The sequence below is a fragment of the Paenibacillus sp. AK121 genome (genome assembly GCF_019042715.1).
GTDB classification, from domain to species: Bacteria; Bacillota; Bacilli; order Paenibacillales; family Paenibacillaceae; genus Paenibacillus; species Paenibacillus polymyxa_C.
Window position 1 is genome coordinate 1 of the sequence record NZ_JAHPJM010000026.1, and the last position, 24,419, is coordinate 24,419.

A 24,419-nucleotide genomic window follows, 5' to 3' on the forward strand; every position below is an offset into this window, starting at 1 on the left:
GAGCAGGTACTGGCTGCGGTATGGGCCGGAGTGCTGGGCGTGGATGCCGTAGGCACGCAGGATAACTTCTTTGAGCTAGGCGGCGATTCGATCAAAGCCTTGCAAGTCTCGTCCCGATTGATGCAAGCAGGTTATCGATTGAACATGAAGGATCTCTTCAGTAATCCGACGGTAGCGGCACTCAGTCCTTTGCTTCGTACAGATGGCAAGATGGCCAGTCAGGAAGAGGCAGTAGGCCCGGTGGAACTGACACCTATTCAGCGATGGTTCTTCGAGCAGCAGCCGGCCGACCTGCACCACAGCAACCAGGCGATGATGCTGTATCGAGCTGGGCGCTTTGACGTCGACGCGCTGCGCCGTACGATGGACCGTATGGTCCAGCATCATGACGCATTGCGCACGGTATTCCGTGAGGCGGAGCAGGGCTATGTCGCTTGGAACCGCAGTATAGCGGAAGGCGAGCTATACACGCTGGACATTGTAGATTTCAGCGCAGTGGAAGACGAATCCACCGCTGTTAAAGCCAAGGCGAGTGAAATTCAAGCGAGCATTCATTTGAGTGAGGGCCCACTTGTGAAGCTTGGTCTGTTCCACTGCGCTGAGGGCGACCATTTGCTAATCGTCATTCATCATTTGGTTGTGGACGGTGTATCGTGGCGTATTTTACTGGAAGATTTGGCATCCGGTTATGAGCAGGCTGTTGCAGGTCAAACCGGCACAGCGATCCGACTGCCGCATAAAACAGATTCATTCCAGGTATGGTCCAAACAGCTGTCAGCCTATGCCAGCAGTGCGACGATGGAGCGGGAGCTTGCTTACTGGCAGCATATCGAACAAGCAGAAGCTAGCCTTGTGAAGCCTTTGCCGAAGGATTTTGCAAATGACAATGCTCTGCTTGGAGACAGTGAGGTTGTGACGGTCCGCTGGACGAAGCAGGAAACCGAGCAGCTGCTCAAACAAGCTCATCGCGCGTACAACACGGAAATGAATGACCTGTTGCTGGCTGCGCTCGGAAAAGCAGTCTATGACTGGTCTGGTTCCGAACGGGTGCTGGTCAATCTGGAGGGCCATGGACGGGAAGCCATTGTATCGGATGTGGATATTACGCGCACGGTCGGCTGGTTTACGAGCCAGTTCCCGGTTGTACTGGATGGAAGTTTGGGACAAGGGGGACATACCGCTCGTCTGATCAAAAGGATCAAGGAAGGGCTGCGTCATATTCCGCAAAAAGGCATCGGCTACGGTATTTTACGATACCTGTCAGATATGAATGCGCTGGAGAAAGCAGGCGTGCGGTTACAGGCTCAGCCTGAGATCAGTTTTAACTATTTGGGCCAATTCGATCAGGATTATAAAGGCAATGATCTACAGCCTTCCGCCTATTCTATCGGTGTGCCTGTCAGCACGAACGCGACTATGGATTTTGCGCTGGATATCAATGGAGTAATCGAAGATGGCGAGTTGATGTTCACGATTCGCTACGGCACAACGCAGTTCCGTCATGAAACGATTGAACGGCTTGGAGAGCTGCTGGCATCCAGCTTGCGTGAGGTGATTCATCACTGTGTTGCCCAAGAAAGAACGATGCTAACCCCAAGTGATGTCCTGTTAAACCATGTAACGCTGGATGAGCTGGAGCAATTGGTGGAAGATACGCGAGATCTGGGCGAGCTGGAAAATGTGTATGCCTTGACGCCGATGCAAAAGGGGATGCTCTTTTACAGCTTGATGGATGAGGATTCGGCAGCTTATTTTGAGCAGGCCACCTTTGAGTTGAATGGCCGCTTCGATGTAGTTACTTTCGGTAAAAGCTTTGATCTGCTCGTGCAGCGTCATGAGGCATTGCGGACGAACTTTATCAACTCCTGGAAGGATGAGCCTGTACAGGTCGTTTTCCGCAACCGTAGCGGACAATTATATTATGAAGACCTGCGCGGACTGGAAAAAGAGGAACGAGCAGCTCGTGTTGAAGCTTTTGTCATCGAAGATAAAGCAAAAGGATTCAATCTCGCAGAGGGCGCACTCATTCGTATCTCCATCCTGCAAACCGGGGATGAAACGTATCACTTTATCTGGAGCTTCCATCACATTTTGATGGATGGCTGGTGCTTGTCCTTTATGACACAGGAGGTATTCGGTAGCTATCTGGCACTGCGTGCGGGAGGGGAGCCAGTACTGGAGCCAGTCACGCCGTTCAGTCGATTTATTGAATGGCTGGAACGTCAGGACCGTGAGGCAGCCTTGCAATACTGGAGTGGGTATTTGGCGGACTATGAGCAGCAAATTACGCTTCCTCAGCAAAAAACACAGCCTAAATCGATGCACGTCGGGGAATATATCGCTGAAGATCTGGATTGCGAATTCCAGCCAGAGCTGGCTGCCCAGGTTGAACGGGTGGCGAAGCAAAATCAGGTCACGATCAATACGCTGATTCAGACCGTATGGGGCGTCTTGTTGCAAAAATATAACAATAGTTCGGATGTCGTGTTCGGCAGCGTTGTGTCTGGTCGCCCAGGGGATATTCCAGGTGTAGAGCACATGATCGGGCTGTTCATTAATACGATTCCAGTGCGTGTGCAGTCTGAACAAGGCGAAACCTTTGTCGAGCTGATGAAACGAACCCAGCAGCAGGCGCTGGCTTCCAATGCCTACGATGCGTTCCCGCTGTATGAAATTCAGGCGCTGACCGAGCAGAAACAGGATTTAATCAATCATATTATGATTTTTGAAAATTATCCGGTGGAGCAACAGGTAGAGCAGTTGGGCAGTGAAGGACAGGAGCCCTTCACAATTTCGAATGTGGTGTCTACAGAGGAAACCAACTACGATCTGAACGTCGTCGTTATGCCGGGAGAAGGCATTAAAATTCGTTTTATGTATAACACGCTCAGCTTTGATCAAGCAGGTATTGAGCGTCTATATGGGCATTTCGCACGTCTGCTGGAGCAAATTTCGCTCAACCCGCATGTTCGGGTTGAAGAGCTGGAACTACTCACAGCAGCGGAAAAACAACAGATTACAGCGGCATTTAATGACACCGCTTGTGCATTCCCATGCAAACAGACGATCCATCAGCTGTTCGAGGAGCAGGTAGAATATACGCCAGACCAGGTGGCATTGGTGTTTGGACATCAGAGTCTGACTTATCGGGAACTGAATGAACGGGCCAACTCATTGGCACGCATACTTCAAGCACAGGGAGTAGGACCTGACAAACTGGTCGGCCTGATGGTGCATCGCTCAGTGGAAATGATCGTAGGTCTGCTGGCCGTTCTAAAAGCAGGTGGTGCTTATGTGCCAATTGATCCCGAATTTCCGTCCTCTCGTATTGCATACATGCTGGAAGATAGCGAGGCCACAGTGCTTCTGACCAGTCGTGATCTGTTGGAAGAGCATCATTGCCACGCCAATGCAATATTTCTTGAAGATAAAGAATTGTATCAGGGAGAGAACGGCAACCTGGAGACAGTTGCTCAGCCAGAGCATTTGGCATACGTCATCTATACGTCTGGTTCGACTGGAAATCCGAAAGGAGTTATGCTCCAGCATCGCTCGGTCCTCAATTTTATTACAGGGATGCGCGAAGTCATTGACTTTGAAGCCAGCCAAACCATTTTGTCACTGACGACCATTTCATTCGATATTTTTGTCTTGGAAACCATCTTGCCTCTGCTGGGTGGAATGACGGTCGTGCTTGGCGACAGCCAGCATCAGGTGAATCCTCAGGCACTAGGTGAATTGATTGCTCATCATCATATTGAGATGTTGCAAATGACACCATCCCGGGTGCAAATGCTGCTGGGTCATGAAGCAGGCTCCCGCGCGCTGCAAGGCGTGAAGGCAATTATGGTCGGGGGCGAAGCCCTTCCGTCCAAGCTGCTCGCAGCACTGCAAGAAATAAACGGTCCCCGTATTTACAATATGTACGGACCTACAGAAACGACAGTTTGGTCGACTGTGCAGGAACTGACCCATGCTCAACAAATTAACATTGGACGCCCTATCGCGAATACCCAAATATTTATCATGAATGCGAATGGGGAGTTGCAGCCAGTCGGTGTGCCGGGTGAGTTATGTATTGCCGGGGAAGGATTGGCCCGTGGGTATTGGAAACGTGAAGAACTGACGGCCGAGAAATTTGTAAATAATCCGTTTGCTGGTGACAAGGCAGACCATGAGCGGATGTATCGTACAGGCGATTTGGCAAGATGGATGCCGGATGGCAACATTGAATATTTGGGTCGGATGGACCATCAAGTGAAAATCAGAGGCTACCGGATCGAACTGGGCGAGATCGAATCGCAGCTGCTGCAGATGGAGTCCGTACAAGAAGCGGTCATCATGGCCCGCACGGACGAAACGGGTCAAACCCAGCTAGTGGCGTACTACGTGGCGAGTCAAGAGCTTGGAGCTAATGAGCTGAGGCAGGAGCTGGGACAAGAGCTGCCAAGCTATATGGTGCCGTCGTATTTCATCTGGTTGGAGCAGATGCCGCTGACACCGAACGGTAAAATCGACCGCAAGGCACTGCCTGCACCGGAAGGCAGTCTGCACAGCGGTGCGGATTATGCAGTGCCACGCACTGTAACGGAACGAGCACTCGTAGCGATCTGGCAGTCCGTCCTGGGCGTGCCAACTGTAGGTACTTTGGACAATTTCTTTGACCTGGGCGGCGATTCCATCAAGGCGATTCAAATCGTGTCGCGTGCATTCCAGGCAGGCTACAAGCTGGACATGAAGGATTTGTTCCGCTATCCCATCGTCGCAACACTTGCACTGCATATGCATGAGGTAAGCCGCATGGTAGATCAAGGAGAAGTGAGCGGGCAAACGGCATTGCTTCCGATCCAGCACGGGTTCTTTGCACAGGAGCAAGTAGACGCGCATCACTTTAATCAGGCGGTTATGCTGCACCGGGAGCAGGGTTTTGATGAGTCTGCTCTGCGTCAGGCGCTTGGCAAACTAGCAGCGCACCATGATGCACTGCGGATGGTGTTCAGCAAGACCGAGCAAGGCTACCAAGCATGGAACCGCGGAATACAGGAAGGCGAGCTGTACCACCTGGATGTGCTGGACTTTAGCAATTTGACGGATGAAGTCATGCTCAGCACGGCAATTGAGACGAAAGCCAGTGAAATTCAAAGCAGTATTCAACTGCAAGAAGGGCCGCTGTTAAAGGCTGGCTTGTTCCACTGTGCAGACGGGGATCATCTCCTGATGGCGATTCACCATTTGGTCATGGACGGGGTATCATGGCGTATTTTGTTCGAGGATTTGGCTGTAGCTTATGAACAGGCCATCCGTGAAGAGGCGCTCCAGTTACCAGACAAAACGGAATCATTCCGTTCCTGGTCACAAAAACTTTCCACCTATGCGAATAGCGCAGCCATGGAAAGTGAACACGCCTACTGGGAAGAATGGAATGCAGCCGCTTTGTTAGACCAAGTACGTTTGCCTGAGGATCAAGGGCAGGCTGAACCGTTTACCCTAGCTGACACGGATACAGTGGTCTTCCAGCTTACGGAGGAAGAGACAGAAAAACTATTGAAGCAAGCACATCGCGCGTATAACACGGAAGTGAACGATCTGCTGCTGACCGCATTGGGCATGACGCTGTACACGTGGACGGGTCATGAACGCAGTCTGATTCATTTAGAGGGACACGGACGTGAGAACATTTTGCCGGATACGGACCTTTCTCGTACAGTAGGCTGGTTTACGAGTCAATATCCGGTATGGCTTGACATCGGCCGTGATCACGCTTTGTCGGAATGCATCAAACAGGTCAAAGAGAGTCTGCGTCATATTCCTAATAAAGGAATTGGCTATGGAATTTGGAGATATTTGAATGAATCTGGTCAAACCGTTGGTCAACATCAAGCTTTTGCCGAGCCACAAGTAAGCTTTAACTATCTCGGACAGTTTGATCAGGACTTGCAAAACAGCGATATCCGTATGTCTCCTTACTCGATGGGATCGGTCATTAGTGACCGTACGAAGATGAAATATGCGCTCGAAGTGAGCGGAATCGTAACGAACGGCATCCTGGAACTGGAGATTCGGTATAACGGAAAAGCCTTCCGTAAGGACACCGTGCAGATGCTGGCCGATCTGTTGAAATCCAATCTGCTTGAAATGATCGAGCATTGTGTCACACGGGAGCGGACCGAATTGACTCCAAGTGATGTACTGTTTAAAGGTCTGACCCTGGAGCAATTAGATACGATTAAGGAGCAGACAAAGACGCTTGGGGAATTGGAAAATGTGTACCCGCTAACGCCAATGCAAAAGGGTATGCTGTTCCACAGTTTGATGAATGCAGAAACAGGCGTGTATTTTGAGCAGGCGACCTTTGATCTTGAGGGCTACTTTGCACCGTCTATATTCGAGGAAAGCTTGAAGCTGCTGGTTAGTCGACATGCTATATTACGGACGAATTTCTATAGTGGCTGGCATGGTCAACCGTTGCAGATTGTCTATCGTCATAAAAATCCGAGCTTCTTTTATGAGGATGTCAGAGAGTGTGAACAGGCTGTAGCTGAATTTGTGGCCCAGGACAAAGCTCGAGGCTTTGATTTAAGCAAGGATGCGCTCATGCGCGTAGCTGTCTTCCGCACGGGTGATCGCTCATACCGTTTTGTATGGAGCTTCCATCATATTGTGATGGACGGCTGGTGCCTGTCCCTGATGACGGACGAAGTGTTTGGTGCATATGTTGCCTTGCTGGAGAATAAGCAGCCAGAGCTCGCACCTGTCAAGCCGTATAGTGACTATATCGAATGGTTGGAACATCAAGATGCACGGGAAGCGACCCGTTATTGGAGTAACTATTTGGCAGGTTTTGAGCAGCAAACATTGTTGCCTAGTGAGAACGTGCAAGCTTCTGTAGTAGAACGCGATGAAGATACAGATAGAAGCGGTGGAAGTTCAAATTCCGGTTATGTTTCGGAAAAGCTGCCATTTATGTTGGGTAAAGAACGGAGTGCCACATTAAACCGAATTGCCAAGCAACAACATGTAACGATTAACACATTGCTGCAGAGCGTTTGGGGCGTTATTTTACAGAAATACAATAATAATCAGGATGTTGTGTTTGGTAGTGTTGTATCCGGTCGTCCGGCAGAAATTGCAGGCGTAGAGAACATGATCGGTTTGTTTATCAACACGATTCCGGTACGGATATGCAGTGCACCGGATGCTACATTTGCTGAAGTATTGCAGCGTACACAGGAACAGGCTTTGGCCTCCAGTGTCTATGACACGTTCCCGCTGTACGACATTCAGGCACTGACTGAACAAAAACAAGACCTAATTCATCACATCATGGTCTTTGAAAACTACCCAATCGGGCAGCAGATGGGCGGTTCCGGCGAGACAAAGGCACAAACAGGCTTCTCTATTGCCAATGTGGCACTTGCAGAGCAAACCAACTACGATTTTAATCTGATTGTCGTACCTGATGAGGATATCTCTATCCTGTTTGAATACAATGCGCTGGTGTATAACCGGTCTGCTGTGGAGCGTATCTATGGTCATATCAACCACGTCATCGGACAAATCGTGGACAATCCGCATATCCATGTGAATGAGCTGGAATTGGTGACACCGGAAGAGCAGACACAGATCGTTCAGGTGTGGGGAGATACGGCGGCAGCCTATCCGCAGGATCAAACGCTAAGCGCATTATTCGAGCAGCAGGCAGCGAACACGCCGGAGCAAGTGGCGGTGTTGTGCGGAGCGGAATCGTTGACCTACGCAGAGCTGAATGAGCGAGCCAACCGTCTCGCACGCACCTTGCGTGCCGAAGGGGTTGAACCGGATCAGCCTGTAGGCATTCTGGTCCACCGTTCACTGGACATGATCGTAGGCATCTATGCGATCCTGAAGGCAGGCGGAGCCTATGTGCCGATTGATCCGGAATATCCGGCCGACCGCATCCGCTTTATGCTGGAGGACTCAGGCGCGAAGCTGGTGCTGACGCAATCGCATCTAGCGGAGCAAGCATCGCTGAGTTTCGACGGCCAGGTGCTGATACTGGATCACGAGGACATCTATCACGAAGATGGCTCGAATCTGGAGCCACTGGCTGGATCGCACCATGTCGCCTATGTCATTTATACCTCTGGCTCCACGGGAAAACCGAAGGGCGTGATGGTGGAACACTATTCTGTGCTGAACCGGATTTTGTGGATGCATGATCGGTACGGCTTGAGTGCGGAAGATACGATCCTGCAAAAGACCGCCTTCACCTTCGACGTGTCGGTGTGGGAGCTGTTCTGGTGGTCGATGGTCGGCTCGAAGGTAAGCCTGCTGTCCGTGGGCGGGGAAAAGAACCCGGAAGATATCGTCGACACGATTGCCCGCGATGGCGTGAGCACGATGCACTTTGTTCCAGCCATGCTGCATGCGTTCCTGGAGTACGTGGAGCAGCAGCCACGGGAAGTGATGCAAGCGAAGCTGGGCACACTGCGCCATGTCTTTGCCAGTGGTGAAGCGTTGCCGCCACAGCATGTGGCCCGGTTCCAGCGGCTCGTATCGAGCCTGACCGGAGCGAAGCTGATCAACCTGTACGGCCCAACCGAAGCGACGGTGGACGTATCGTACTTTGATTGCGAGCCGGATGAGGAATATACGGTTATCCCGATCGGGAAACCGATTCAAAATATCCGTCTGTATATCGTGAAGGAAGGCACGGAGCAATTGCAGCCGATTGGGGTTGCAGGGGAACTGTGCATCGGCGGTGTCGGCGTAGCCAGAGGTTACCTGAACCGTCCGGAGCTGACGGCCGAGAAATTTGTGAAAGATCCGTTTGCCGGAGGCAAAGCAGGCTATGAACGGATGTACCGCACCGGCGATTTGGCGAGATGGATGCCGGACGGCAACATTGAATATCTGGGCCGGATCGATCATCAGGTGAAAATCAGGGGTTATCGGATTGAGCTGGGCGAGGTCGAATCGCAGCTGCTTCAGGTGGAATCGGTACGCGAAGCCGTGGTCGTGACCCGTATGGACGAAATGGGCCAAAACCACATGGTGGCCTACTATGTCGCGGGACAAGTAGTCGAGGCCAGCGAGCTAAGAAGTGAGCTGGGACGGGAGCTGCCAGGCTACATGGTGCCATCGTACTTTGTACAACTGGAACAGCTGCCACTGACACCGAATGGCAAAATCGATCGCAAGGCATTGCCTGCACCAGAGGGCGGCCTGCAAACCGGAGTCGATTATGCCGAGCCGCGTACGGCGCAAGAACGCGCTTTGGTAGCGGTCTGGGAGTCGGTACTGGGGCTGCAGACGGTCGGTATTCTGGACAATTTCTTCGACCTGGGCGGTGATTCGATCAAGGCGATCCAAATCGCCTCCCGTGCGTTCCAGGCTGGCTATAAGCTGGACATGAAGGATTTGTTCCAGTATCCAACCGTTGAAGCCCTGGCACCGCATATGCACGAGGTCCGTCGTATGGCAGATCAGGAAGAAGTCAGCGGGGAAACGGCGCTACTTCCGATCCAGCATTGGTTCTTTGCGCAGGAGCGCGAGCGTCCGCAGCACTTTAATCAAGCGGTTATGCTCTATCGCGCCGAGGGTTTTGATGAGACAGCGGTTCGCCAAGCCATGGATCACCTCGTGAAGCATCATGATGCGCTGCGTACGGTATTCCATCAGACTTCCGCTGGTTATACAGCTTGGACTCGCCATGTAGAGGAAGGCACGTTATATACACTGGAAACTTTGGATTACCGTGAACGGGCCGCTTATGCGGAAGCGCTGGAAGCGAAGGCAATGGAAATTCAAAGCAGCATGGACCTGTCCGCAGGACCCTTGGTGAAACTCGGATGGTTCTGCACAACCGAGGGCGACCATCTGCTGATCGCTATTCACCACTTGGTGGTGGACGGGGTGTCGTGGCGGATTCTGTTTGAAGATTTCTCGACAGGCTACGAGCAGGCGATCCAGGGCGAGCCTGTACGATTGCCCTATAAAACAGATTCCTTCCAAACTTGGGCACGGGAGTTATCCTCTTATGCTAACCGTCCTGAGGCTGCATCGGATGAAGTCTATTGGAAGCAGCTGGAACAGGTCAAAGCTGAAGCTGCACCACTGCCTAAGGATTTTGCCTATGAGGGCTCCGTGAATGCAGACAGCGAAGTGCTAACGGTGGAGTGGACTGAAGCTGAAACCGAGCAACTGTTGAAGCAGGCCCATCGCGCCTATAACACCGAGGTCAATGATTTGCTGCTGACCGCGCTGGGACTCGCGGTGCACAACTGGACAGGCGCAGGACATGTACTGGTGAACCTGGAGGGCCATGGCCGGGAAGCGATCCTGCCAGAGGTGGATATTACGCGTACGATCGGCTGGTTTACGAGCTTGTATCCGGTGCTGCTGGATACAGGTGCAAACCTGACGCTGGCTCAGCGGATTAAAGAAACGAAGGAAGGATTGCGCCGGATTCCGCATAAAGGCCTGACCTATGGCACTTGGCGTTACCTGTCCTCTGCGTTGCCTGCAGATGAAGTGGGCACGATCGCAGCCGAACCGGAAATCAGCTTTAACTATTTGGGGCAGGTCGATCAGGATCTGCAAAACAGTGGAATTACGTTGTCCTCCTACCGTGCAGGGGAGACAGAGGATGCCCATTCACCGTTACTGTACACGCTGGATTTGAACGCAATGATCTCGGAAGGCACGCTGCGTTTGACGATCGCTTACAGCCGTAAGCAGTATCGTAAAGAAACGCTGGAACGAGTGGCGGGGCTAATGAAATCCGCTTTGCAGGAGGTCATTACGCATTGCGTCGCTCAGGAGCGGCCAGAGCTTACCCCAAGTGATGTATCCTTCAAAGGTCTGACGACTGGTGAGCTGGAACAGATTGCGGAACAGGCGGCACGTATCGGTGAGCTGGAAAATGTATACGCACTGACGCCGATGCAGAAGGGCATGCTCTTTTACAATCTGATGGATTCGCAATCGGGCGCGTATTTTGAACAGGCCTCCTTTGATCTGCGAGGACAGTTTAATATCGCTGCCTTTGCGGCCAGTTTGGATGTTTTGGTGCAGCGGCATACAGTACTGCGTACGAACTTCTACAGCGGCTGGAAGGATGAACCGCTTCAGGTCGTGTACCGGAATAAGCGCAGTGAATTGTATGTTGAGGACCTGCGGGACATGGAGGAAAAGAAGCAAAACGAGTACATCCTCGAATTTACGCGCCAAGACAAGCAAAGAGGGTTTGATCTGGCGCAGGATGTTTTGATGCGTGTGGCTGTTTTGCGCACAGGTGAGGAATCGTACCGTTTTGTATGGAGCTTCCATCATATCGTGATGGACGGCTGGTGCTTGTCGCTGGTGACCAACGAAGTGTTTGCGAGTTATTTTGCGATACTGGCCCATAAACAACCTGAACTAGCCCCTGTAACGCCGTACAGTCAATATATCGAATGGCTAGAGCAGCAGGATCGTCAGGCCGCATCGAGCTACTGGAGCAAGGTTCTGGAAGGATATGAGGAGCAGTCCCGTTTGCCACAGGCAAAAATTCAGGGTAAGACGGGGTATCAGTCGGAGCGTTTGGATTTTGATCTGGGCGCAGATCTCACAGCTGGTATTCAGCGCATAGCCAAGCGTTATCAGGTCACCATCAATACGTTGATGCAGACCGTATGGGGCCTTTTGCTGCAAAAATATAATGGCACCGATGATGTCGTGTTTGGCAGTGTAGTATCTGGACGTCCGGCAGACATTCCGAATGTGGAGCATATCATTGGCCTGTTTATCAATACGATTCCAGTACGTATCCGTAGTCATAAGGACAGTGTATTCTCGGGCGTGATGAAGCACGTCCAGGAGCAATCGATTGATTCCCATGTCTACGATACGTATCCGCTGTATGAAATTCAGGGGCTGTCGGAGCTTAAGCAGGATTTGATCAACCATATTCTTATTTTTGAGAACTATCCGGTCGAGGAACAAATCGAGCAATTAGGTAGTGGTGAGGCATCCAGCTTCACCATCACAGGAGCCGAGTCTGTCGAGCAGACCAACTATGACTTTAACCTGGTGGTGCTGCCAGGGGATACCATCCACATGAGCTTTGGCTATAATGCCCTGGCCTTTGAACGGGAAAGTGTAGAGCACATTCGAGGTCATCTGGTGCAGCTGCTGGAGCAGGTGACTGCGAAGCCGGACATCCGTGTACAGGAGCTGGATATGATAACCGCGCAGGAACGCGAGCAGATCGTTGAGGTCTGGGGCAATACAGCGGTAGCCTATCCAAGCGAGCAAACGATTCACGGCTTGTTCGAGGCGCAAACTGCACAGACGCCAGAGCAGACAGCCTTGTTCTTTGAAGGAGAAGCGCTGACTTACCGTGAGCTGAATGAACGCGCCAATCGATTAGCGCGTACCTTGCGCAGTCAAGGCGTGACGAAAGATCGTTTGGTGGGTCTGATGACCGAGCGGTCGGTGGACATGCTTGTGGGCATCTTCGGGATTTTAAAAGCCGGAGGCGCCTATGTTCCTATCGATCCAACCTATCCGGAGGAACGTATCCGCTATATGCTGGATGACTCGGGAGCGAAGCTGCTATTGACACAAAGTCATCTGGTGGACAAAGCCGTTATCGACGGTCAAGTGCTGGTATTGGATGGGGAACAATCGGTGTACCACGAGGATGGTTCCAACCTGGAGCCGCTGTCTGGTCCAAACGATTTGGCGTATGTGATCTACACGTCAGGTACAACCGGGCAGCCGAAGGGCGTGATGCTGGAGCATCACGGGCTGTGCAATCTGAAAACGTATTTTGATCAGACGCTCAAGATTCGTGCGTCGGATCATGCGCTGTTGTTCGCCAGCTACTCGTTTGATGCGGCTTGCTGGGAAATCTTCCAAGCCTTGTTCTGCGGGGCTACATTGTACGTGCCAACGACAGAAACGATTTTGAACTACGAGCGGTTTGAGCAATATATGGCGGATCACCACATCACGGTGGCCGCTTTGCCGCCGACTTATGCGGTGTATCTGAATCCCGAACGGATGCCACACCTGCGTATTTTGTTCACGGCGGGCTCAGCTTCTTCCACCGAGTTGGTATACAAGTGGAAGGATCAAGTGGCGTATTACAATGGCTACGGTCCAACTGAAAACTCGGTGGCAACGTCCATCTGGCCGGTATCCGAGGATGAAAGGGCAGGCCAACTCATTTCCATCGGACGCCCTATGCCGAATCACCGGGTATACATGGTGGATGGGCATGGACATTTGGCCCCGGTAGGCGTAGCAGGTGAGCTGTGCGTATCCGGTCCGGGTCTGGCGCGGGGGTATCTGGATCGCCCAGAGCTGACAGCGGAGAAATTTGTAGCGAACCCGTTCACTGCGGGTGAAGCCGGCTATGAGCGGATGTACCGGACGGGGGACTTGGCGAGATGGATGCCAGACGGCAATATTGAATATTTGGGCCGGATCGACCATCAGGTAAAAATCCGGGGCTACCGGATCGAACTGGGCGAAGTCGAGGCACAAATTCTGAAAGTGGAAGACGTGCAAGAGGTCATCGTACTGGCCCAAGCGGACGAGCAGGGGCAAAACCAACTCGTGGCGTACTATGTCGCTGAAAGAGACGTAAGCGCTGGGGAGCTGCGCAGCTTCCTGGGTGAGGAGCTGCCAAACTACATGGTGCCTTCGTATTTCATTCAGCTGGAGCAGATGCCGCTGACACCGAACGGCAAAATCGACCGTAAGGCCCTGCCAACACCGGAAGGCAGTCTGCAAAGCGGAGCGGATTATGTAGAGCCGCGCACAGCGCTGGAGCAGACGTTGGCTTCGATTTGGCAGTCTGTATTAGGAACGAAGAACATCGGTATTTTGGATAATTTCTTTGATCTGGGCGGCGATTCGATCAAAGCAATCCAGGTATCCTCCCGCTTGCTGCAAGCGGGCTACAAGCTGGACATGAAGGATTTGTTCCAATATCCGTCCATTTCGCTGCTGAGCGGTCATGTACACCCAGTTAGTCGTATGGCCGATCAGGGCGAGGTTTCGGGCAGCGTCAAGCTGACCCCGATCCAGCAGTGGTTTTTTGGACTATCGTCGGCAGAGCCGCATTATTTCAACCAGTCGGTGATGCTGCATAGAGCAGAAGGCTTTGATATAGATGCATTGCATCACACGGTGACCCAGGTGACGGAGCATCATGATGCGCTGCGTATGGTCTTCCGTCAGACCGAACAGGGCTATGAGGCGTGGAATCGCGGTGTGAACGAAGGCGAGCTGTACAGTCTGGACGTTGTAGATTTGACGAAGGTGCAAAACATGGCAGAGGTGGCAGCCGCAATTGAGATGAAAGCCAATGCCATCCAAAGCTCCATTTGTCTGGATGAAGGACCGCTGGTGAAGCTGGGACTTTTCCGCTGCATGGATGGAGATCATTTACTGATTGCCATTCACCATTTGGTTATAGACGGGATCTCATGGCGGATTGTGTTTGAAGATTTTGCGACTGGATATGAGCAGACCGTTCGGGGAGAAGCGATTCGCTTGCCTTATAAAACGGATTCGTTCTCTGCTTGGGCAGAGCGGTTGTCTCAATATGCGAACAGTCCGGCCATTGACAACGAACGCGAATACTGGCAGCGTCTTGCTCACATGGCAGTCGCATCGCTACCTAAGGATCAAGACAAAGCAGCAGGACAGCCTTTTTGGGTCAGAGATAGTGAGACGGTGACCGTGGCTTGGAACGAACAGGAAACCCGGTTGCTGCTTCAGGAATCACATCGTGCGTACAATACGGAGGTCAATGATCTGCTGTTAACCGCACTCGGCAGCGCATTGTACAACTGGAGCGGGCAGAAGCGTGTGCTGGTCAACCTGGAGGGGCATGGCCGGGAGGCTATTGTTCCAGATGTGGATATCACACGTACCGTGGGCTGGTTTACGAGTCAGTATCCATTGCTGCTGGATGTGGATGGAAAGGCAGAGATTGGGCAGCGCATCAAGCGGGTCAAAGAGGACCTGCGTCATGTGCCACATAAGGGCATTGGCTACGGTATTTTGAAGTATATGTCTTCGGATAATGCCGATCCTTCCTTGAATCTGCAGCCTGAGATCAGCTTTAACTATTTGGGACAATTTGATCAGGATTTGGAACAGAGTGACATCGTGCTGTCTTCGCATACGGACGGAGAGCCGATGAGTGGTTATACCGTGCTGGAGCAGCCGCTGAATGTGAACGGCATGATTACAGCAGGCGTGCTGACACTGGAAATTCGCTATGACAGCCAAGTATATCATCAGCAAAATGTAGAGAAGTTTGCCCGGCTGCTGCAGGAGAGCTTGCAGGAAGTGATCAAGCATTGTGCCTCCCAAGAGCGGAGCGAACTAACGCCAAGCGATGTCTTGTTCAAAGGCTTGTCGTTGGAACAACTGGAGCAATTAACGGAGCAAACGGCTTCTGTGGGTGAACTGGAAAATGTGTATGCTCTTTCTCCCATGCAGAAAGGGATGCTGTTCCATAGCTTGATGGAACCGGACTCAGGTGCATACTTCCAGCAAGCCTCGTTTGATCAAAAAGGCAGCTTCGATGTTGCTATTTTCCGTCAGAGCCTGGATCTGCTGACACAGCGTCATGAAGCGCTGCGGACGAATTTCTATCGGTTTGAGACCGGACATGGTCAGGAGCCATTGCAGATTGTATTCCGTCACAAAGATAGTGACCTTTCCTACAAGGATGTACGCGGAATGCAGAAAGCAGAACAACAGGCGTATATCCAGGCGTTGAAGCAGGAGGATCAGGCTCGGGGCTTTGATCTCGGTACGGATGCACTGATGCGCGTACAGGTATTGCAGACCGATGAAGAAACGTATCACTGGGTCTGGAGCTTCCATCACATTATCATGGACGGCTGGTGCTTATCGCTCGTTACCGGGGAAGTGTTTGGTACGTACTTTGCGCTGCTGGAGCAGAAACAGCCGAAGCTTGCTCCAATCACACCATATGGCCAATATATCGAATGGCTGGAGTATCAGGACGAACGTGCGGCAAAAGAGTATTGGAGCAACTATTTGGCAGGCTTTGAACAGCAGACGTTGCTGCCTGGATCGGATACTGCATCGAAAGATCAAGTGGCAGACAGCAGAGATAACACTGTATCCACTACAGCAAGTACAACCAGCGAATATGTTTGCGAAAAAATAACGGTGGAGCTGGATCCAACATGGAGCGAAGCCATGTACCGGATTGCCAAGCAGCAGCAGGTCACGATTAATACACTGATGCAGAGCGTGTGGGGCCTGATTTTGCAGCAATATAACAACAATGAGGATGTTGTATTCGGCAGTGTCGTATCTGGACGTCCGACGGATATTGCGGGTGTAGAAAATATGATCGGTTTGTTCATTAATACCATCCCGGTTCGGATTCAAAGTGAACGGAATGCCACGTTTGTCGACATCATGCGGAACACGCAGGAGCAAGCGCTGGCTTCGGGGGTATATGACAGCTTCCCGCTGTATGAAATTCAGGCGCTGACCGAGCAGAAGCAGCATCTGATTAATCACATTATGGTATTTGAAAACTATCCGGTAGAGGAGCAAGTCGAGCAGTTGGGTGAAGTTCGTCCGTCTGCATTTGACATTACGAATGTAGAGGTTGTTGAGCAGACGAACTATGATCTGGATCTGATTGTGATGCCAGATGAAACCTTCCGCATCATGTTCAGATACAACGCGAATGTGTACGACCGGTCTACGATCGAGCGGATGCAGGGACATGTACTGCATGTCATCGAGCAAATCGTGAACAATCCGCATATCCGTGTGAATGAGCTGGAATTGGTGACACCGGAAGAACAGGCACAGATCATTCAGGTATGGGGAGATACGGCGGCAGCCTATCCGCAGGATCAAACGCTAAGCGCACTGTTTGAGCAGCAGGTCGCGAACACGCCGGAGCAAGTCGCGGTACTGTGCGGTGAAGAGTCGCTGACCTACCGTGAGCTGAACGAGCGAGCCAACCGTCTCGCACGCACCTTGCGTGCGCAAGGGGTTGAACCGGATCAGCCTGTAGGCATTCTGGTCCATCGTTCGCTGGACATGATCGTAGGTATCTATGCGATCCTCAAAGCAGGCGGAGCTTATGTACCGATCGATCCGGAATATCCGGCTGACCGCATCCGCTTTATGCTGGAGGATTTAGGCGCGAAGCTGATGCTGACGCAATCGCATCTGGCGGAGCAAGCATCACGGAGTTTCGACGGTCAGGTGCTGGTGCTAGATCGTCAGGAGCAGGCTGGCAAGAATATTTATCACGAAGATGGTTCAAATCTGGAGCCCCTGGCTGGGCCGCACCATGTCGCCTATGTCATCTACACCTCCGGTTCCACTGGAAAACCGAAGGGTGTAATGGTGGAGCACCATTCCGTGTTAAACCGGATTTTGTGGATGCATGATCGGTACGGCCTGGGTGCAGAAGATACGATCCTGCAAAAGACCGCCTTTACCTTCGATGTGTCGGTGTGGGAGCTGTTCTGGTGGTCGATGGTCGGCTCAAAGGTAAGCCTGCTGTCGGTCGGCGGGGAAAAGAACCCGGAAGACATCGTCGACACGATTGCCCGCGATGGCGTGAGCACGATGCACTTTGTACCAGCCATGCTGCATGCGTTCCTGGAGTATGTGGAACAGCAGCCACGAGAAGTGATGCAAGCGAAGCTGGGCACACTGCGCCATGTCTTTGCCAGTGGCGAAGCGTTGCCGCCACAGCATGTGGCCCGGTTCCAGCGGCTCGTGTCGAGCCTGGCCGGAGCGAAGCTGGTCAACCTGTATGGCCCAACCGAAGCGACGGTGGACGTATCGTACTTCGATTGCGAGCCTGATGGAGCCTATTCGGTTATTCCTATCGGGAAACCGATTCAAAACATTCGTCTGTACATCGTCAAGGAAGGCACGGAGCAATTGCAGCCAATTGGCGTGGCAGGTGAACTGTGCATCGGCGGTGTCGGCGTAGCACGAGGATATCTGAACCGTCCAGAGCTGACGGCCGAGAAATTTGTAGCCGATCCGTTTGCCGGCGGGGAAGCAGGGTATGAGCGGATGTACCGCACCGGCGATTTGGCGAGATGGATGCCGGACGGGAACATTGAATATCTGGGCCGGATCGACCATCAGGTGAAAATCCGGGGGTACCGGATTGAGCTGGGCGAGGTCGAAACGCAGTTGCTCCAAGTGGAATCGGTACGCGAAGCCGTGGTCATGGCTCGTGCAGATGAAACGGGACAAAAACACATGGTCGCCTACTATGTCGCGGGGCAAGAAATCAGTGCCAGCGAGCTGAGAAGTGCGCTGGGGCAGGAGCTGCCAAGCTACATGGTACCATCGTACTTTGTACAGCTGGAGCAGATGCCACTGAGTCCAAATGGCAAAATCGACCGCAAGGCACTGCCAGCACCGGAAGGTAGCCTGCAAAGCGGAGCCGATTATGTCCCGCCGCGGACGTGGGTGGAAGTGAAGCTGGCGCAAATTTGGCAGGATGTGCTGGGCCTGGCGCAAGTTGGCGTGAAGGAAAACTTCTTCGAGATTGGCGGACATTCGCTGCGGGCGACGACACTAACCTCGAAGATTCACCAAGAGCTGAACAAGCAGCTTCCTCTGCGCAGTATTTTTGAAGCACCAACGATTGAACAATTGGCAGCCGTGCTGGAAGGGCTGGATCAAGTGGCGTATGCGTCCATTCCGGTAACGGAAGAGCGTAGCTTCTATCCACTATCCTCGGCGCAAAAACGACTGTATGTGCTGCATCAGTTCGATCCGCAGGATGTGAACTACAACATGCCGTCGGTGCTGCAAGTAAGCGGTCCACTGGATGTGAAACGAGTAGAGGGCGTGTTCCGTCAACTGATCGCCCGCCATGCGACGTTGCGTACCCGTTTTGAGCTGGTGGACAATGAGCCGATGCAATGGATCGAGGACACCGTACCGTTCGAGGTGGAATATACGAAGATACAGGCAGAAGATGTGATTGCGGATACAGATCAGGACACAACTACAGATACGTACACCAGGGTCAACATAGAGGCGCAACAGCTGGTGCGGCGCTTTGTCCGTCCGTTTGATCTCAAAGCTGCGCCGCTGCTGCGAGTAGGCTTGGTGGATCTGGGCCTTCAAGGAGTAGAACAGGAATCCCAACATCTGCTTATGCTCGATATGCACCATATCGTCTCAGATGGGGTGTCCCTGGAGGTCCTGACTGATGAGTTTGTCCGTTTGTATGGCGGTGAAGAGCTGGCGCCATTGCGGATTCAGTACAAAGATTATGCCGTATGGCAGCAAAGCGAAGCCCATCAGGAATGGATGCAGCGTCAGGAAGCGTACTGGCTAAGCATTTTCCAAGGTGAACTGCCTGTACTGGATCTCTCTACGGACTTTGCCCGCCCAGCGGTACAGAGTACGGCAGGGGATACGGTCGAATTTGTACTGGAGCGTGAGGTTAGTGAACGCCTGAAAGAACTGGCTGCCCAGACCGGCTCTACCCTGTATATGGTGATGCTGGCGGCGTACACCACACTCTTGCACAAATACACAGGCCAAGAGGACATGATTGTCGGTACGCCAATTGCCGGACGACCGCATGCGGAGCTCAGTAATCTAGTCGGTGTCTTCATCAACACGCTGGCGATTCGCAATTATCCATCCAGCGACAAATCGTTCCTTGAGTATCTGCAAGAGGTCAAGGAGCATGCGCTCAGTGCTTATGAGCATCAGGACTATCCTTTTGAGGAATTGGTTGAAAAACTGAATGTAGCGCGGGATACGAGCCGGAATGCGCTGTTTGACACGATGTTTGAGCTGAAAACATGGGAACAGCAGGAGTTCGAGCTGGAAGGGCTGACCTTGAGCTCCTATCCATTGGAAAATCATACGGCCAAGTTTGATCTGAGCTTGGAGGCAATAGAGCAGCCAGAAGGTATTCTGTGCAGTCTGGAATACAGCACAGCGCTGTACAAGCGGGAGACTATGACGCGATTGGCAGAGCATTTTGCGGAAATCGTTCGAGCGATTGCCTATCATCCGCAGCAGCCACTGGCAGTTTTGAACATGGTAACCGATGAGGAACAAGAGCAACTCATCTACGGTTTTGGAGAAGTGGGTGTAACGGATGTTGCTGCGGTTGGAGTAGGAGCCCTGTTCCATACCTATGTGGAAGAACAGGCCCAGCTTATACCAGATCATGTGGCGGTGGTATACGAGGAGCAACAGCTTACGTACCGGAAACTGAACGAGCGTGCGAACCAATTGGCGCGTAGATTGCGAAATGAAGGTATCGGACGCGAATCGATTGTCGGCATTCTGAGTGAGCGCTCGGTAGACATGCTGGTCGGCGTACTGGCAGTATGGAAGGCTGGAGGCGCATATGTGCCGCTGGATGCCGACTATCCGTCAGAGCGCATTCGTTTCATGCTGGAGGACAGTGGTGCGACGGTGTTGCTGACCCAAATCGGCTTACAGGAGCAAGCAAAGGCATGGCTCGAAGAAAGCCGACAGGCCTTGGCCGGAGGGCAGACTGAGAGTGAGCTGGAGACGGCAGTTAGCGCTGAAACGATGGAAAGAGACAGCCTGAATGAAGGTTTGAGCTTGAAATCAGATTCGAAGTCTGACAGCGAAGCAGCATCTGAATCGGCAACAAAGCTGTGTCTGCATACTGTATTAGTGCTGGACAACGAGTCGCTGTACACGGGAGATACGACAGACGTCGATCACATCAATGAACCGCACGATCTGGCGTATGTGATCTACACCTCCGGAACAACCGGACGTCCGAAGGGTGTTATGATTGAGCATCGCAGTTTGGTGAATACGGCTGCGGCGTATCGCCGGGAGTACCGTTTGAACCAGTTCCCAGTACGACTGCTGCAACTGGCCAGCTTCTCCTTCGACGTGTTCGTCGGGGATATGGCGCGGACGCTCTATAACGGCGGCACGATGGTCATCTGTCCGAAAGACGACCGACTTGATTTTAGCCGTCTGCACGGATGGATTCGCGATTATCAGATTACCGTGTTCGAATCGACTCCGGCCCTGATCGTACCGTTTATGCAGCATGTGCATGAACAGGGGCTGGACATGAGCAGCATGGAACTGCTGATCACTAGCTCGGATAGCTGCAGCGTGACGGATTACCGGGTGCTGCAAGAACGGTTTGGCGCAGATATCCGCATCATGAACAGCTATGGCGTCACGGAAGCGGCGATTGACTCCAGCTTCTATGATGAAGAGCTGTCGAAGCTGCCAAGCAGCGGCCATGTGCCGATTGGTCAGGCATGGCTGAACGCCCGTTTCTACATCGTGGACAGCCAGCTGAATCCGGTGCCGATTGGCGTACTGGGTGAGCTGTGCATCGGCGGCATCGGGGTCGCACGGGGCTACCTGAACCGTGCGGATCTGACGGCCGAGAAGTTCATAGCGAACCCGTACGTACCGGGCGAACGACTGTACCGCACCGGCGATTTGGCGCGGTGGATGCCGGACGGCAATGTAGACTTTATCGGCCGGATGGATGATCAGGTCAAAATCCGGGGCTTCCGGATTGAACTGGGCGAGGTGGAAGCGCAGCTGCTGACTGTGGATGGCATTGAGAAAGCCATTGTCACCGCCTGGGAAAACGAAAACGGAGACAAAGATCTGTGCGCGTATGTCGTAGCCTCGGAGGCGCTGAATTTGCCGGAGCTGCGCAGCATACTCCAGCCCAAACTGCCGGGCTATATGATCCCGACGTATGTCGTACCACTGGATCAATTCCCGCTGACGCCAAACGGAAAAATTGACCGCAAAGCGTTGCCAGCACCGGAAGCGCGCCTCGAAGGAGGCACGGAGTATGTTGCGCCGCGCACACCGCTGGAAGAGCAATTGGTACGTATTTGGCAAAGCGTTCTGAATCATCGGCGGATAGGCATCCAGGATAACTTCTTTGAAGTGGGCGGACATTCACTGCGTGCCACCACCCTGATGGCGAAAATCCATCAGGAGCTGAATTACAAGCTGGCCTTGCGAGACATTTTCCAATATCCGACGATTGAGCAATTGGTGCAGGTGATGGGTGAAGATCAGACCCCGCAAACGTATGTATCCATACCTGTGGCGGAGGAGCGCGAATATTATCCCGTTTCTTCGGCACAAAAACGGATGTACGTGCTGAGCCATCTGGAAGGCGGAGAGGTGAGCTATAACATGCCGGGCGCTTTGATTATCGAAGGCTCCTTGGATAAAGAGCGACTGGAGCAAGCCTTCCGCCAGCTGATTGCCCGTCATGAAGCCTTGCGAACCCGATTCGAGATGATCGATGGCGAGGTGATTCAGCGGATTGAATCTAACGTCCCATTCAGCGTGGAGCATGTGCAGGCAAGCGAAGACGAGACCCCGCAGTACGCCCAAGACTTTGTACGTGCCTTTGATCTCGCCCAAGCCCCATTGCTGCGGGTTCAGTTGATCGAAAATGGACCGGAGCGTCACGTCATGCTCTATGACATGCATCATATTATTTCGGATGGCGTCACGGAAGGAATTATCGTGCAGGAGTTCTCTCAATTGTATGAAGGCAAGGAACTGCCGCCCCTGCGGATACAGTACAAGGACTATGCGGTTTGGCAGCATGCAGATATGCAAAGTGAACGACTTCGTGCGCAAGAAAGCTATTGGCTGAACACCATGTCTGGTGAAATTCCGGCACTGGATATGCCAACGGATTTTACAAGACCCGCCGTACAGCGTCTGGAAGGAACTCGATTTGAGTTTGCGATCTGCATGGAGGACAGCGAGCAGTTGAAGCAGCTGGCCGCGCAAACCGGATCCACCTTGTACATGGTATTGCTTGCAGCGTATAGCACACTCTTGCATAAATACACGGGTCAAGAGGACATCATCGTCGGCACGCCGATTGCCGGAAGACCACATGCGGAGCTCAGTAGCCTGGTAGGCGTATTCCTGAACACACTGGCGATTCGTAATTATCCGTCTGGTGATAAAACGTTCTTGAACTACTTGCAAGAGGTCAAAGAGCATGCGCTCAGTGCGTATGAGCACCAGGAATATCCGTTTGAAGAGCTGGTTGAAAAGCTGAATGTAACGCGGGATACGAGCCGGAATGCGCTGTTTGACACAATGTTTGAGCTGAAAACATTTGAGCAGCAGGAGTTCGAGCTGGAAGGGCTGACCTTTAAGCCGTATCAGACGGACGATCATACGTCCAAATTTGATCTGACCTTGGATGCCGTAGAGCAGTCAGAAGGCATTCTGTGCAGTCTGGAATACAGCACGGCGCTGTACAAACCTGAGACTATCGCGCGCTTTGCGCAGCATTTTACCGAACTCGTACGTGCCATTACACTGCATCCACAGCAGCCACTGGCAGCTCTGGATATGGTAACTGTCGAGGAAAAAGCACAAATCCTCTATGGTTTTGGAGATGTAGGCGTATCTGATGTTGCTGCTGAAGCAGATGTCTTGTTCCATACCTACGTGGAAGAACAGGCCCAGCTTGTACCGGATCATGTGGCGGTGGTGTACGAAGAGCAACAACTTACGTACCGCACACTGAATGAACGTGCAAATCAATTGGCGCGTAGATTGCGAAATGAAGGTATCGGACGCGAGTCGATTGTCGGCATTTGGAGTGAACGCTCGGTAAACATGCTGGTCAGCGTACTGGCGGTGTGGAAGGCTGGAGGCGCATATGTGCCGCTGGATGCAGATTATCCATCCGAACGCATTCGTTTCATGCTCGAGGACAGCGGCGCAAAGGTCCTGCTGACTCAAACCAGTTTGCAGGAGCGCGCACAAGCATGGCTGAGTGAAAGCCAAGGGGCTCTGGGCGAAGGAAAGACCGAGGGTGAGTTGGAAACAGCGGTTAGCGCTGAAACGTTGGAAAGCGACCGCCTCAATGAAGGTGTGAGCTTGAAAGCAGATTCGAAGTCTGACAGTGAATCAGCATCCGAATCCGTAGCGAACTTGCGTCTGCATACCGTACTAGCGCTGGACGATGAGTCGCTGTATACCGGGGATACGACGGATGTTGAACCGATCAACGATCCGCACGATCTGGCGTATGTGATTTACACCTCTGGCACAACCGGACGTCCGAAGGGCGTCATGATTGAGCATCGCAGTTTGGTGAATACGGCTGCAGCGTATCGCCGGGATTACCGTCTGAACCAGTTCCCGGTACGACTGCTGCAACTGGCCAGCTTCTCTTTCGACGTATTCGTCGGGGATATTGCACGGACGCTCTATAACGGGGGCACGATGGTCATCTGTCCGAAAGACGACCGCATTGATCCAAGCCGTCTGTACGGATGGATTCGCGATTACCAGATTACCGTGTTCGAATCGACTCCAGCCCTGATCGTACCGTTTATGCAGCATGTGCATGAACAGGGCCTTGACAT

1 protein-coding gene is annotated in these 24,419 nt (G+C 52.5%); it reads left to right on the forward strand.

Going from position 1 to position 24,419, the window contains the following annotated elements:
* On the forward strand, positions 1-24,419 hold a 24,419-nt coding region (locus KSP24_RS24515), incomplete at both ends, for a non-ribosomal peptide synthase/polyketide synthase (protein ID WP_216977059.1).